The sequence below is a fragment of the Legionella sp. W05-934-2 genome (assembly GCF_964199965.1).
In the GTDB taxonomy this organism is placed as follows: domain Bacteria; phylum Pseudomonadota; class Gammaproteobacteria; order Legionellales; family Legionellaceae; genus JAFIFT01.
Map to the genome: position 1 here is coordinate 1 of NZ_CAXMZT010000022.1, position 15,275 is coordinate 15,275.

Sequence of the window (15,275 nt, forward strand, 5' to 3'; positions counted from 1 at the left end):
GGCACTGTCAATCTCGTCATATTTTGATGACTGTCCACCAAATTGTTTTGACTGAACCACTGTAATTGCTGCTGTCAACGTCGTTTTACCATGGTCTACGTGACCAATCGTGCCTACATTAACGTGCGGCTTCTTACGCTCAAATTTTTCCTTCGCCATTTCGATTACCTCATACTTTATTGTTTCTTAATAATAGCGTCTGCTATATTCGATGGTGCTTCAGCATATCTTGCAAATTCCATCGAATAGGTTGCACGACCTTGGGTTGCAGATCTCAAATCAGTTGCATAACCAAACATTTCTGAAAGTGGAACTTCTGCAAAAATAAGCCTTCCAGCTGGAGACTCTTCCATGCCTTGAACAAGACCACGACGTCTATTCAAGTCACCCATCACATCACCCATATAATCTTCAGGTGTAACAACCTCTACCTTCATGATTGGCTCAAGAATAACGGGTTTCGCCTTTAAAGCACCTTCTTTAACGCACATTGAACCGGCAATTTTAAATGCCATTTCACTTGAGTCCACTTCGTGGAATGAACCGTCAAATAAAGTGACTTTTACATCAACGACTGGATACCCCGCGAGGATACCATTTTCCAATTGTTCTTGAACACCTTTGTCAACAGCAGGGATATATTCTTTTGGAATAACTCCACCAACAATTGCATTAACAAATTCATAGCCAACACCTGGTTCTTGCGGCTCGATTTTAAGCCAAACGTGACCGTACTGACCACGACCACCAGACTGACGTACAAACTTTCCTTCCTGCTCAACAGCTGAGCGAATGGTTTCGCGGTAAGCTACTTGTGGTTTTCCAACGTTCGCTTCAACATTAAATTCACGTTTCATTCGATCAACAATAATCTCCAGATGAAGTTCACCCATACCTTGGATGATTGTTTGTCCGGACTCTTCATCTGTATGGACCCTAAATGATGGATCCTCCTGAGCCAATTTACCCAATGCAATAGACATCTTCTCTTGGTCAGCTTTTGTTTTTGGTTCAACGGCAACTGCAATCACAGGATCAGGGAAGTCCATTCTCTCAAGTGTGACAACCTTGTTTTGGTCGCACAATGTATCCCCTGTGGTTATTGATTTCAAGCCCACAGCAGCTGCAATATCACCCGCATGTACTTCTTTGATTTCTTCTCGTGAATTTGCATGCATTTGCAATAAACGCCCAATTCTTTCACGTTTTCCTTTAACAGAGTTATATACTGTGTCACCGCTTCTAAGAATCCCAGAGTACACTCGGAAATAAGTCAGCGTACCAACGTAGGGGTCTGTTGCAATCTTAAATGCTAGCGCTGAAAAAGGTTCTTCAAACGAAGTTTTCCGACGCACTTCATTCCCATCCTCATCGATTCCTTTAATCGCAGGAATATCTAGAGGGGAGGGCAGAAATTCAATCACGGCATCTAATACGGCTTGCACACCCTTATTTTTAAAGGCTGACCCACAAAACACAGGGGTAATTTCGTTAATAATGGTACGATGACGGATGCCTTGTTTAATTTCTACTTCAGTTAGTTCCTCACCTTCAAGGTACTTTTCCATTAATTCTTCGGAAGACTCTGCTGCCGCTTCAACGATATGAGTTCGGAATTCTTGGCATTCTGCTAGTAAATGACTTGGGATGTCCTCATAATTAAAAGTCATGCCCTTGGATTCATCATCCCAGTAAATGGCTTTCATTTTTACGAGGTCAATAACCCCTTTATAGTCTTCTTCTGCGCCAATTGGAAATTGCAACACAACAGGATTTGCGCCTAAGCGCTTTTTAATTTGGCTAACAACACGTTGGAAGTTCGCACCCATTCGATCCATTTTGTTGACAAATACAATTCGCGGCACGCCGTATTTATCCGCTTGTCTCCATACCGTTTCTGACTGTGGCTCAACACCAGCTACTGAGTCAAATACAACCACTGCGCCATCTAAAACCCTCAAGGAACGCTCAACTTCAATCATGAAGTCAACGTGACCAGGGGTATCAATAATATTAATGCGATGCTCATTAAACTGCTTATCCATACCAGACCAGTAGCAAGTTGTCGCAGCAGAGGTAATAGTAATACCTCGCTCTTGTTCTTGCTCCATCCAATCCATCACAGCAGCACCATCATGCACTTCACCAATTTTATGAGATACACCCGTATAGAAAAGGACACGCTCAGTCGTCGTTGTTTTACCAGCATCAACGTGTGCGACAATGCCGATATTTCTATAGAGTTCTAACGGTGTAGTGACCACTTTAAAACACTCTCCTAAATTAATTCCATCGGAAGTGAGCAAAAGCTTGGTTTGCTTTAGCCATACGATGGGTATCTTCACGTTTTTTCACGGCAGAACCTTTCCCCTCATAAGCATCACTTAGCTCACCAGCCAACCTCAACATCATACCCTTCTCACCTCGTGAACGAGCTGCAATAACTATCCAGCGCATACCAAGGGCGTAGCTGCGATCATGTCTTACTTCCACAGGAACCTGATAGGTCGCACCACCGACACGACGTGACCTCACTTCAACGCTAGGTCTTACATTGTCGAGCGCATCTTGGAAGACGTCCAAAATTGAAAATGATCCACCTTCTTTACCGCCTTCGCCTTCATCACCACTTTGCTGCTTTTTAGGCATTTTTTTCATTCTCTCTTCGAGAATATTCAGCGCACCATAGACCACTTTTTCAGCAACGGATTTTTTTCCATCAACCATTAAAACGTTAATGAATTTTGCCAAAGTCTCACTCTTCATTTTTGGGTCTGGCAATATCTGTCTTTTTGGAACCTCGCGTCTTCTAGGCATATCTCATTCCCATTAACTATTAATTCTTATCTTTTGGCTTCTTAGTACCATACTTTGAACGACCTTGCTTTCGATCGTTAACCCCTTGCGTATCCAATGCGCCTCTCACTACGTGATAACGAACACCTGGTAAGTCCTTCACACGACCACCACGAATTAACACGACTGAGTGCTCTTGTAAGTTATGGCCTTCACCACCAATATATGCGCTTACTTCCGCACCATTTGTTAGCCTTACCCTTGCGACTTTACGCATCGCTGAGTTTGGCTTTTTGGGTGTGGTTGTATAAACCCTTGTACAAACGCCCCTTTTTTGTGGGCAGGCTTGTAGTGCTGGGACGCCACTTACTTCTACAGCATCTACTCTAGGTTTTTTAACTAGCTGATTTATTGTAGGCATTGGTTATTAACTCCGAATGTTTTTCATTCTTTTTGCAAATATAAAGAGGCCGGATTCTATAAAGAACTGGCGGATTTGTCAAGTTTTTATCCGCCAGTTTTTAGATTATTTTTCTTTACTTTCTTCGTCAGCGTTTAAGGCTTCACTTAAAGCATGTTCAACATCACTCGCGGACACCGATGAACCGGCTATTTCATGATCCATATGCGATGTTGAAACTTTCTTCTTTTTACGCTTCTGATGATAGGCAAATCCCGTTCCTGCAGGAATTAACCGACCAACCATGACGTTTTCTTTCAATCCGCGCAATTCATCAAGTTTTCCACTCACGGCTGCTTCCGTTAGCACTCGTGTAGTTTCTTGGAATGACGCAGCAGAAATGAAAGATTCTGTTGCTAGTGATGCTTTAGTAATACCCAATAATACTGGGACACCTCTTGCAGGCATTTTACTTTGTTCATTTAAGAGGTCATTTTCATTTAACAACACGCTTTCTTCAATTTGTTCGCCAACAAGAAACTTCGAATCACCCGCTTCACTGATTAATCGTTTACGAAGCATCTGTCTTATGATTGTCTCGATATGTTTGTCATTAATTTTTACACCTTGGAGACGATAGACATCTTGTACTTCATTCACGATATAGTTTGCTAATTCGCTGACACCTAATAAGCGAAGAATATCATGAGGATTTAACGGTCCATCGGCTACAACCTCACCCTTCTCCACATGCTCACCCTCAAATACAGAGATGTGACGCCATTTTGGAATGAGCTCTTCATGGATAGAACCATCTTCAGCAGTGATAATTAGTCGACGTTTACCTTTTGTTTCTTTACCAAAACTGACAACCCCAGACAATTCAGCCATTACAGCAGCATCTTTTGGTTTACGTCCTTCGAACAAATCTGCAACGCGAGGTAAACCCCCGGTAATATCTCTTGTCTTGGAACGTTCTTGTGGGATTCTTGCAATAACATCACCCACACCAACTGCTTGGCCATCCTCAAAGTTAATAACAGCATCCACTGGTAAATAGTATTGGGCAGGGACGTTAGTTCCACCTAAGAAGATATCATCGCCTTTTTCGGTTACTAATTTAACCATTGGTTTAAGATCTTTGTGCTGGATACTACGCTGCTTAGCATCGATAACAACGATATTTGACAAACCTGTCATTTCATCGGTTTGTCGATTCATGGTAATGCCATCCACTAAATCCACAAATTTTAATTTTCCGGCTACCTCTGCAATAACTGGGTGTGTATGTGGATCCCAGTTAGCAATAATATCACCTGCTTCCACGGAGGATTTGTCATGAACGCTTAAAACAGCACCATAAGGTAATTTATAGCGCTCACGCTCACGGCCATACTCATCAATAATCGACACTTCTCCAGAGCGTGAAACCGCTACTAGATTGCCATTTTCATGTTGTACTGTCTTAATATTGTGTAGTCGGATAATACCATTTGTCTTAATTTGAATGTTATTAGCGGCTGTTGACCGAGACGCAGCACCACCGATATGGAACGTACGCATCGTTAACTGAGTACCTGGTTCACCGATAGACTGTGCAGCGATAATTCCCACTGCTTCACCCGTATTAACCAAGTGCCCACGCGCTAAGTCACGTCCATAACATGCCGCGCAAAGACCATATCGGGTTTCACAAGTAATTGGTGAACGTACGTATACCTGATCAATACCAACCTTTTCTAACTGGTCTACCCAACCTTCATCGAGTAATGTACCGGCGGTCACAATTGGTTCTTTTTGGCCAGGTAAATAAGCATCACTTGCAACAACACGGCCAAGAACTCTTTCATGCAACGGCTCGACAATGTCACCACCTTCAATTAATGGTTGCATCATGATACCGTGTTCTGTGCCACAATCGTCTTCTGTGATAACAACATCTTGTGCTACATCGACCAAACGTCTTGTTAAATATCCCGAGTTCGCTGTTTTCAGTGCGGTATCTGCCAAACCTTTACGCGCACCGTGCGTTGAAATGAAGTACTGGAATACATTCAATCCTTCTCGGAAATTCGCAGTAATAGGAGTTTCAATAATAGACCCATCGGGAGCAGCCATCAGTCCACGCATTCCAGCTAGCTGTCTAATCTGTGCTGCAGAACCCCGAGCACCCGAGTCAGCCATCATGAAAATTGGATTAAACGATGGTTGTGTAATTTCTTTACCTTTACTATCTAATACGGTTTCAGTTGCAATCGTATTCATCATTGACTTAGCAACCATTTCGTTAGTACGCGACCAAATGTCAATTACTTTGTTATAGCGTTCGCCGTTGGTCACCAAACCTGATCTAAATTGTGCTTCGATCTCACGAACTTCATTGTCGGCTTGGTCAATGATATTAGCTTTATCTGTGGGTATTTCCATATCATCAATACCGATTGATGCACCTGCTCTCGTTGCATATTTGAAACCGGTATACATCAACTGGTCAGCAAAGATAACTGTTTCTTTCAAGCCATAGCGTCGATAGCATAAATCGAGTACTTTCGAAATGGCTTTCTTTGTCATGACTCGGTTAATGTTCTCGAACGGCATCCCTTCAGGAAGAATGGTCGAAAGGATTGCACGACCAACGGTCGTATCGACCAGTACAGGGCCTTCGGATATGCCATCGCCTTTTGGTAGGCGGACTTTTATCTTTGCATGTATATTTAAATGGCCAGCTTCGTAGAAGCTTAATACCTCTTCAGGCGATGTGAAAAACTTATTCTCACCAAGGACATTAATTTTATCACGCGTAAGGTAATAAAGCCCTAAAACCACGTCCTGGCTAGGAACAATAATTGGCTCACCATTAGCTGGTGATAAAATATTGTTTGTCGACATCATTAACGAACGTGCCTCTAACTGGGCTTCTATCGTTAATGGTACGTGAACAGCCATTTGGTCACCGTCAAAGTCAGCGTTGTACGCTGTACAAACAAGTGGATGTAACTGAATGGCTTTCCCTTCAATCAAGACAGGCTCAAATGCTTGTATCCCTAATCGGTGAAGTGTCGGTGCGCGGTTTAACAAAATTGGATGTTCGCGAATGACATCTTCCAAGACATCCCATACAACCGCTTCTTCGCGTTCCACCATTTTTTTGGCCGCCTTAATGGTCGTAGCGAGGCCTCTAAATTCAAGTTTCGAATAAATGAATGGTTTAAATAGCTCTAACGCCATTTTTTTAGGAAGACCACATTGATGTAATCTCAATGTTGGACCAACCACAATAACGGAACGGCCTGAATAATCAACTCGCTTACCAAGTAGATTCTGTCGGAAACGACCTTGCTTTCCTTTAATCATGTCAGCTAATGACTTAAGCGGGCGCTTATTTGTGCCTGTTATCGCACGGCCTCTTCTGCCATTATCAAGCAAAGCATCAACTGCTTCTTGCAACATACGCTTTTCATTGCGCACAATGATATCCGGAGCACTTAGATCGAGCAGTCGTTTTAAACGGTTATTACGGTTAATAACACGTCGATATAAATCATTCAAATCCGATGTTGCAAACCTTCCGCCATCCAGTGGAACTAACGGACGTAGATCAGGGGGCAATACAGGCAATACATCCATGATCATCCATTCAGGCTTATTCCCCGAATCATAGAAAGCTTCTAATAGTTTTAATCGTTTTGTGATTTTTTTAATTTTAGTTTCTGAATTGGTGACCGGAAGCTCGTCTCTTAGTGCACCAATTTCTTCTTCCAGATCAATTTGTTTCAATAGATCTCGAATAGCCTCAGCACCCATGCGCGCATCAAACTCATCACCGTATTGTTCCATCGCATCCAGATAAGCCTCATCATTGAGAAGTTGACCTTGCTCAAGTTCAGTCATACCGGGATCAACAACGACAAATGCTTCAAAATATAGAACACGCTCAATATCTCTAAGCGTCATGTCTAATAGCAAACCAATTCTGGAAGGCAGTGATTTCAAAAACCAAATATGCGCAACAGGGCTTGCTAGTTCAATATGGCCCATGCGTTCACGTCGAACCTTTGCTAAAGCTAGTTCCACACCGCATTTTTCACAAATGACACCACGATGTTTAAGACGTTTATATTTTCCACATAAGCATTCATAGTCTTTAACAGGACCAAATGTTTTTGCACAGAATAAACCATCTCTTTCAGGTCTAAATGTCCGATAATTGATGGTTTCTGGTTTTTTGACTTCACCGTAGGACCACGAACGAATTAAATCAGGGGAAGCCAGGCCAATTTTTATGCCTTCAAATTCCTCAGATTGCCCTTGTTGTTTGAGCATCCCAAGAACATCACCCATAATAGGTGGTCTTTTCATTGGATCGTTGCTTAGAGTAGCCAAGTCTCTGCCTCCAAATAAGTTAAATTGGTTTAATCACGATTATTTATTCGTGGTCTAACTCGATATTAATGCCCAGTGCACGGATTTCCTTCAACAAAACGTTAAAGGATTCAGGCATGCCAGGAGCCATACGATGATCTCCATCGACAATGTTTTTGTATATCTTAGTTCTTCCTGTGACATCGTCGGATTTAACTGTCAGCATTTCCTGCAATGTATAGGCAGCACCATACGCTTCGAGTGCCCATACTTCCATCTCGCCGAATCGCTGGCCACCAAATTGCGCCTTTCCGCCAAGAGGCTGTTGGGTTACGAGGCTATAAGAGCCCGTTGAACGCGCATGCATTTTATCATCAACTAAGTGATTTAATTTAAGCATGTACATATAACCAACAGTCACTGGATTATCAAATTTCTCTCCTGTACGACCATCAATTAAAGTCGTTTTTCCATCTTTGGGTAAGTCAGCGAGTTCTAGCAGCGCTTTAATTTCTTCCTCGGCAGCACCATCAAAAACGGGTGTAGCCATGGGAACACCATCGCGCAAATTATTTGCTAAAACAACGAGTTCTTCGTCGCTGAACTTACTTAAATCAACTTTATTTGTTCCATCATGATTATATATCTTATCAATATATTTCCGGATCTCTGTAAGCTTATCTTGGTTATCAAGCATGGCGGCAATCTTCTTACCTAAACCTTTCGCTGCCAATCCCAAGTGTGTTTCTAATACCTGTCCAATATTCATACGTGAGGGAACCCCGAGTGGATTCAATACAATGTCAACGGGTGTACCATCTTCCATATGAGGCATATCTTCGACAGGGACAACAACTGAAATTACCCCTTTGTTTCCATGACGTCCCGCCATCTTATCACCGGGCTGGATTCGTCGTTTAACGGCTAAATATACTTTTACAATCTTTAAAACGCCAGGAGCGAGATCATCCCCTTGGATGATTTTCTTTTTGCCCTCATTGAACCGTTTCTCCATTTCCTTACTAAGCAATTCAAGCTGCTTCGATAATTGCTCAAGCTGTTGGCTTGCCGTATCGTCTTTCAAACGGATATCGAACCATTTTTGCTTTTCAATTGCATCTAAATGAGATTGATCAATACTCATACCCGATTTCAATTTAGCTGGACCACCTGTGATTGTTTGACCAATCAGTAAGTTGGCTGCTCGATTATAAAGATCTTCTTCTCGGATACGTCTTTCATCAATCAAGTCTTTTCTGATTCGAGCTAATTGATCGTCTTCAATTTGTCTTGCACGTTCATCTTTTTCTAAACCATCGCGCGTAAACACTTGAACATCTATCACTGTACCATTCATACCGGAAGGTACTCGCAAGGAAGAATCTTTCACATCGGAGGCTTTTTCACCAAATATAGCTCTTAATAGTTTCTCTTCAGGTGTCAGTTGAGTTTCACCTTTAGGTGTGACTTTTCCAACTAAAATATCCCCTGATTTAACTTCTGCTCCAATGTAAACAACACCAGACTCATCCAAACTTGCTAATGAGCTTTCACCAACGTTTGGAATATCAGCGGTTATTTCCTCGGCTCCAAGTTTTGTATCTCGAGCGATACAAGTGAGCTCCTCAATATGAATTGTGGTAAATCTATCTTCTTGTACCACTCTTTCAGAAATCAAAATTGAGTCTTCAAAGTTGTATCCGTTCCATGGCATAAAGGCAACAAGCAAATTTTGTCCAAGCGCTAATTCACCAAGGTCTGTACATGGCCCATCCGCTAACACATCGCCTCTTGAAATGATATCCCCTTTAGATACAATCGGCTTTTGGTTGATACATGTGTCTTGGTTTGAACGAAAATATTTCGTTAAGGTATAGATATCTACCCCAGTTTCTCCTGCCATCGTTTCTTCGTCATTCACACGGATAACGATACGCGAACCATCAACCAGATCGACTATGCCACCCCGTTTAGCAACAATTGCAACACCAGAGTCCACAGCAACTGTCCGCTCCATACCCGTTCCAACTAATGGCTTTTCGGATTTAAGTGTTGGGACTGCCTGCCTCTGCATGTTTGAACCCATCAAAGCACGGTTAGCATCGTCATGCTCTAAAAACGGTATTAAAGACGCGGCGACAGAAACAATCTGCTTAGGTGACACGTCCATAAAATTGATCTTATCAGGGGTCGTTAATGAAAACTCATTTTGATGACGGCAAGGAACAAGATCTGGAACAATTTTTCCGTTGCTGTCTAATTCAATATTACATTGGGCGATGTATTGGTCGAATTCTTCGATTGCAGAGAGATATGAAATCTCATCCGTTACCTTCCCATCAACCACTTTCCGACAGGGTGTTTCAATAAACCCATAATTGTTGGTTCTTGCATAAACCGACAAGGAATTAATCAAGCCAATGTTTGGACCTTCTGGTGTTTCAATTGGACAAACACGACCATAGTGTGTTGTATGGACGTCACGTACTTCAAATCCTGCGCGTTCACGAGTTAAACCACCGGGTCCTAATGCAGATACGCGACGTTTATGCGTAATACCAGATAATGGATTAACTTGATCCATAAACTGAGACAATTGGCTTGAACCAAAAAATTCTTTAATGGCCGCGGACACAGGTTTTGCATTAATTAAATCTTGCGGCATTAAATTTTCTGATTCAACAAGACTTAACCGTTCTTTGACAGCACGTTCAACCCGAACGAGACCAACACGAAATTGATTTTCAGTCATTTCACCGACACAGCGAACACGCCGGTTGCCAAGGTGGTCAATATCATCAACTGTTCCACTACCATTACGAATATCGATGAGAGTCTTAATGACAGCGATAATATCGTCATTGGTCAATGTTCCTGGACCATCATCATGTTTTCTGCCTACGCGGCGGTTAAATTTCATACGGCCGACGGCGGATAAGTCATAGCGATCTTCACTAAAGAATAGGCCTTGGAACAATGATTCAGCCGCCTCTTTCGTCGGTGGCTCACCAGGTCTCATCATGCGATAGATTTCAACTAAGGCTTCAAGTCCACACGTTGTCGGATCGATTCTTAATGTATCCGAGATATAAGAACCGTGATCTAAGTCATTGGTATATATCATATCAAATGATGTTATACCTGCTTCAACCAATTTATCTAATATATCTTGTGTAATCTCGTCATTTGCTTCTGATAATAGTTCGCCAGTACTTTCATCAATAATGTTTTTCGCCATTACTTTACCAATCAAGTAATTGGCAGGGACGACTAATTTAGCCATTTTGGCTTTTTCCATCAATTTGATATGGCGAGCAGTAATACGCCGACCTTGCTCGACCAGTATTTCACCATCCTTCGGATTGATGATATCAAATGAGGCAACTTCGCCGCGTAAACGGGAAGGAATTAGATTGATATGATATTCGCCGTTATGTAGTTCACAATGTGTTGTTTCGAAAAACTCTTTCAATATTTGCTCTGCATCCAACCCTAAACTACGAAGCAATATGGTTACAGGTAATTTTCTACGGCGGTCAATTCGGACAAATAGGCAATCTTTTGGGTCAAATTCGAAATCTAACCAAGAACCGCGATAGGGAATAATTCGAGCTGAAAATAATAAATTACCAGAAGACTGGGTTTTACCACTATCGTGTTCGAATATCACACCAGGTGAACGATGTAATTGGGAAACAACCACACGCTCAGTGCCGTTAATGACGAATGTACCAACGTCTGTCATAAGTGGAATTTCACCCATAAACACGTCTTGTTCTCGGATATCTTTGACTGGTTTAGGTGTGCCGGCGGCATCCTTATCATAAATAATTAAACGGATTTTAACTCTCAATGGCGCGGAATAGGTTAGGCCTCTTAGTTTACATTCTTTTACAGTAAAAGCAGGTTCTCCAAGATGGTAGCCAACATATTCTAGTTGTGCATTTCCAGAAAAACTCTCAATCGGAAAAACAGAGGAAAAAGCAGCGTGTAAACCACTCACTTCTTTTCCATCTTCCTTTTGATATAAGAATTCATGATACGATCTAAGCTGGATCTCCAATAATGGAGGAATGTCCATCGTATCTGTTAACTTACCAAATTTCTTACGAAGACGTTTTTTTTCAGCGAGGGAGTATTGGATATCAGTGGGAGCGGTAGCCATGTATAATCCTCTGGAAATGATTAAACTTTAAACAAGTAAACCCAACCATGTTTACATGGTCGGGTTTAGAACAATTGTGTTAAATAGATTATTTAACGTCAACAGAACAGCCAGCTTCTTCAAGCTGTTTCTTGATATCAGCTGCTTCTTCTTTACTTACACCTTCTTTAATTGTTGCTGGTGCACTTTCTACTTTGTCTTTTGCTTCTTTTAAGCCAAGACCAGTAATAGCTCTCACAACTTTAATGGCACCAACTTTATTTTCACCAAAGCTGGTCATTACAACATCAAATTCAGTTTTTTCAGCAGCAGCTTCACCGCCACCTGCAGCTGCAGGCGCAGCTACTGCTACTGCAGCTGCCGCTGCAGAAACATTGAATTTCTTTTCCATTGCTTCAATTAAATCGACAACTTCCATGACGGACATGTTGGAAATGGTTTCTAATATATCGTCTTTTGATACAGCCATGATTAGCTCCTCAATGTAAATATTTTATTGTTGCTTAGTATCTCTCACTGCAGCGATTGTACGGACTAATTTTCCGTGCGGCGCAGCAAGTGTACGAACAAACTTCTCAACTGGTGCTTTCATCACAAACATTAATTTAGATATTGCTTCATCTTTTGTTGGCAAACTAGCAACAGCATCAATTTGATCTGCTCCATATTTTTTGCCACCAACAGCTAATGCTTTGACTTCAAGCTTTTCAAATGTCTTTGCATAGTCCTTAAGTAATCTGGCTGCATCACTCGGAGCATCCATTGATAAGGCAATAAACAAAGGGCCAACTAAGTCATCATGCAAACAAGAAAAGTTGGTGTTATCAAAAGCGCGTCTAGCTAGAGTATTTCTAACTACCCGCAAATAAACTCCCGCTTTCCGAGCATCCTCTCTTAGTTGAGTCATTTGATTAACAGTCAATCCGCGATATTCAGCAACAACAGCAGAAAGTGCCTGAGAAGCAACTGATGCAACTTCCTCAACGACAGCTTTTTTGCCAGCTAATGTTAAAGTCACGTTATTGACCTCCTAATTTATCGGTTTGACCCGACGGTTATGGTGGTCGAAGCAGAATGCTGCTCGATCACCGTCTGCGTAGGAAATTAAGCACATGCACCTACGGTCTTCGACGGCAACGAATCGATCACTGCCGTGAATACAATAAAGCTCAAAGGGCGACCATATTACACATCAATTGAAGATATGTCAATAGTCAAACCAGGACCCATTGTGCTTGATAAACTTAATTGTTTTAGATAAATGCCTTTTGATGATGCAGGCTTTTTCGCTTTAAGATCTTTAATTAACGCGGTCACATTTTCGATAATATCGTCAATGCTAAATTTCACTTTGGCAACCGAACAGTGAATAATACCGTTTTTATCTGTACGATAACGGACCTGCCCTGATTTAGCATTTTGCACGGCAGCTTCAACATTTGGGGTGACTGTTCCAACTTTGGGGTTGGGCATTAAACCGCGAGGACCTAGGATTTGACCTAACTGCCCAACAATCCGCATGGCATCAGGCGTTGCGATAACAACATCGAAATCAAAATTCCCACTTTTAATTTGTTCTGCCAGGTCATCCATACCAACAACATCAGCACCTGCAGATTTTGCTTTTTCGGCATTTTCACCTTGAGCAAATACAGCAACTCGAACCGTTTTGCCAGTCCCTTTTGGTAAATTGGTAGCAGAACGAATCATTTGGTCAGCTTTTTTTGGATCCACACCCAACATCACTGCAACATCTAAACTCTCCCCATCTTTAAAATTGGGAGACTCAAATTGTTTAATGATTTCTATCGCGTCTTTTAAAGGATAAATCTTTCCTGGAACTACGACTTCTCTTATTTTAGCTAATTTTTTTGTGATTGCCATTTTTAAACCCTCACTCTGCTATAGTATCTAAATCACTAACGTCTATACCCATACTACGTGCTGTTCCAGCAATAGTACGAACAGCTGCAGCCATATCAGCAGCGGTCAGATCGGGCTCTTTTAATTTTGCAATATCTTCTAGATCTTTAACTTTCAACGTTGCAACTTTCTTAGAATTTGGTGTTCCACTTCCGCTCTTGATGCCTGCCGCCTTTTTCAATAGAACTGACGCAGGTGGCGTTTTGGTAATAAAAGTAAAACTTCTGTCATTATAGACTGTAATGACGACCGGGATTGCAAGCCCTGGTTCTAAATCTTGTGTTTGTGCATTAAACGCTTTGCAAAATTCCATAATATTTACCCCTTTTTGACCAAGAGCTGGTCCAACAGGTGGGCTTGGATTTGCTTTTCCAGCAGGAATTTGCAGTTTAATATAGGCTTCAATTTTTTTTGCCATTTGACTTCTCCAGTTGGGTCAACGCTTTTCAGCTCCCCGGTTTAACAACAACTTTACGTTTTCTCTACTTGAGAAAACTCAAGTTCAACAGGCGTAGAACGCCCAAATATTAACACCGCAACTCTCAAGCGGCTTTTCTCATAGTTAACTTCTTCAACAACACCATTAAAGTCAACAAAAGGACCTTCTTTGATGCGAACAACTTCCCCTGGTTCGAACAAAACTTTTGGTTTTGGTTTGGTATCTCCCTCTTCGACGCGTTGGAGAATAGATTGCGCTTCTTTATCAGAAATTGGCGTTGGATCTTGACCTGTTCCACCGATAAATCCCAATACACGAGGGATTGCGCGAATCATATGCCATGTATGATCATCCATTACCATATTCACTAGGACATAACCAGGAAAGAACTTACGTTTGCTCTTTCGCTTCTGACCAGCTTTCATCTCAACAACTTGCTCTGAAGGAACGACAATATCACCAATTTTCTCTTCACAGTCATTATGTTTAGCACGCGCACGAATTTCACGCATGACGAAATCTTCATACCCAGAGTAGGCATGAACTACGTACCAATGCTTTTGCTTTTGATCTTCCACGGATTTATCAACCTAATTGTGTAATCTTACCAATTAGCCACATCATTCCAGAATCAATAATCCATAATATAAATCCTGTGATTGTGACCATTACTACGACGATTGTTGTCATTTGGACAGTTTCTTTTCTCGTAGGCCATACTACTTTTTGTAATTCCATCTTTGCTTGTTTTGTAAAGTGCCAGACAGATTTACCATAGCTACTGAGATACAGTATTGCTAAAGAAATAATAAACCAACCTATCCATATCAACGCTTTTATAGGTCCAGCTATTGAATAGTGATAGGTTATATATGTCGCAGCAAATGTCAACAACGCAAAAATAGACATCACCAGGATGTCTTGTAGTTTGTTTTCCTGTTTATCTCTTGTTATCTTTTTCATGCTAACCCTGATAGGTTGGCAGGCCAGGAGGGAATCGAACCCCCAACCTGCGGTTTTGGAGACCGCCGCTCTGCCAATTGAGCTACTGGCCTATCATACAGGTAGAGGCAAACACTCACCTCTACCAATCTTTATTGTTACTCAACAATTTTAGAAACAACGCCAGCGCCAACTGTACGGCCACCTTCACGTATCGCAAAACGCAAACCTTCATCCATCGCAATCGG

Annotated in this window: 13 protein-coding genes and 1 tRNA gene; all 14 read right to left on the reverse strand. The window is 41.7% G+C overall.

Annotation, left to right across the window (positions count from 1 at the left end; all coding sequences use genetic code 11):
• Window positions 1–159: GTP-binding protein (locus AB3348_RS14960; RefSeq protein WP_367608446.1), on the reverse strand; the 159-nt coding region annotated here is incomplete at its 3' end.
• A gap of 17 nt (window positions 160–176) precedes the next feature.
• On the reverse strand, window positions 177–2,264 hold the full coding sequence (fusA, locus tag AB3348_RS14965; RefSeq protein ID WP_367608447.1) for an elongation factor G: 2,088 nt from the start codon (window positions 2,262–2,264) through the stop codon (window positions 177–179).
• 19 nt (window positions 2,265–2,283) lie between these two features.
• Window positions 2,284–2,817, reverse strand: coding sequence for a 30S ribosomal protein S7 (gene rpsG, locus AB3348_RS14970; protein ID WP_367608438.1), 534 nt, complete (start codon window positions 2,815–2,817; stop codon window positions 2,284–2,286).
• Between the two features lie 19 nt (window positions 2,818–2,836).
• Window positions 2,837–3,217 carry a 30S ribosomal protein S12 gene (rpsL, locus tag AB3348_RS14975; RefSeq protein ID WP_367608439.1) on the reverse strand — a complete coding sequence of 127 codons (381 nt, stop codon included), beginning with the start codon at window positions 3,215–3,217 and terminating at the stop codon, window positions 2,837–2,839.
• 105 nt (window positions 3,218–3,322) lie between these two features.
• Window positions 3,323–7,537, reverse strand: a complete 4,215-nt coding sequence (gene rpoC, locus AB3348_RS14980; RefSeq protein ID WP_367608448.1) for a DNA-directed RNA polymerase subunit beta' — start codon at window positions 7,535–7,537, stop codon at window positions 3,323–3,325.
• Window positions 7,538–7,622: 85 nt separating this feature from the next.
• Window positions 7,623–11,702, reverse strand: a complete 4,080-nt coding sequence (gene rpoB / locus AB3348_RS14985; RefSeq protein ID WP_367608449.1) for a DNA-directed RNA polymerase subunit beta — start codon at window positions 11,700–11,702, stop codon at window positions 7,623–7,625.
• A gap of 109 nt (window positions 11,703–11,811) precedes the next feature.
• Window positions 11,812–12,192, reverse strand: coding sequence for a 50S ribosomal protein L7/L12 (rplL, locus tag AB3348_RS14990; protein WP_367608440.1), 381 nt, complete (start codon window positions 12,190–12,192; stop codon window positions 11,812–11,814).
• Window positions 12,193–12,216: 24 nt separating this feature from the next.
• Complete coding sequence (rplJ, locus tag AB3348_RS14995) at window positions 12,217–12,741, reverse strand: 50S ribosomal protein L10 (protein ID WP_367608441.1); 525 nt, start codon at window positions 12,739–12,741, stop codon at window positions 12,217–12,219.
• A 167-nt stretch (window positions 12,742–12,908) separates the two neighbouring features.
• Entirely contained in the window at window positions 12,909–13,607 is a 699-nt protein-coding gene (rplA, locus tag AB3348_RS15000) for a 50S ribosomal protein L1 (protein WP_367608442.1), read from the reverse strand.
• Window positions 13,608–13,617: 10 nt separating this feature from the next.
• Window positions 13,618–14,064 (reverse strand): 50S ribosomal protein L11, encoded by a 447-nt coding sequence (gene rplK, locus AB3348_RS15005; protein WP_367608443.1) that lies wholly within the window; start codon window positions 14,062–14,064, stop codon window positions 13,618–13,620.
• 53 nt (window positions 14,065–14,117) lie between these two features.
• A complete protein-coding gene (gene nusG / locus AB3348_RS15010; protein ID WP_367608444.1) occupies window positions 14,118–14,663 on the reverse strand; it encodes a transcription termination/antitermination protein NusG in 546 nt (181 codons plus the stop codon).
• 7 nt (window positions 14,664–14,670) lie between these two features.
• Window positions 14,671–15,048, reverse strand: coding sequence for a preprotein translocase subunit SecE (secE, locus tag AB3348_RS15015; RefSeq protein ID WP_367608445.1), 378 nt, complete (start codon window positions 15,046–15,048; stop codon window positions 14,671–14,673).
• 16 nt (window positions 15,049–15,064) lie between these two features.
• Window positions 15,065–15,140, reverse strand: a tRNA-Trp gene (locus tag AB3348_RS15020).
• A gap of 45 nt (window positions 15,141–15,185) precedes the next feature.
• Window positions 15,186–15,275, reverse strand: a 90-nt coding sequence (locus tag AB3348_RS15025; RefSeq protein WP_367606545.1) for a hypothetical protein, incomplete at its 5' end; no start/stop codon positions are given.

What these genes read in the sequence shown, in the direction of transcription:
- rpsL (WP_367608439.1), bottom strand. Translation starts at nt 3,217, where the DNA reads ATGCCTACAATAAATCAGCTAGTTAAAAAACCTAGAGTAGATGCTGTA.
- rpoC (WP_367608448.1), bottom strand. Translation starts at nt 7,537, where the DNA reads ATGGGTGATGTTCTTGGGATGCTCAAACAACAAGGGCAATCTGAGGAA.
- rplL (WP_367608440.1), bottom strand. Translation starts at nt 12,192, where the DNA reads ATGGCTGTATCAAAAGACGATATATTAGAAACCATTTCCAACATGTCC.
- rplA (WP_367608442.1), bottom strand. Translation starts at nt 13,607, where the DNA reads ATGGCAATCACAAAAAAATTAGCTAAAATAAGAGAAGTCGTAGTTCCA.
- rpsG (WP_367608438.1), bottom strand. Translation starts at nt 2,817, where the DNA reads ATGCCTAGAAGACGCGAGGTTCCAAAAAGACAGATATTGCCAGACCCA.
- secE (WP_367608445.1), bottom strand. Translation starts at nt 15,048, where the DNA reads ATGAAAAAGATAACAAGAGATAAACAGGAAAACAAACTACAAGACATC.
- rplK (WP_367608443.1), bottom strand. Translation starts at nt 14,064, where the DNA reads ATGGCAAAAAAAATTGAAGCCTATATTAAACTGCAAATTCCTGCTGGA.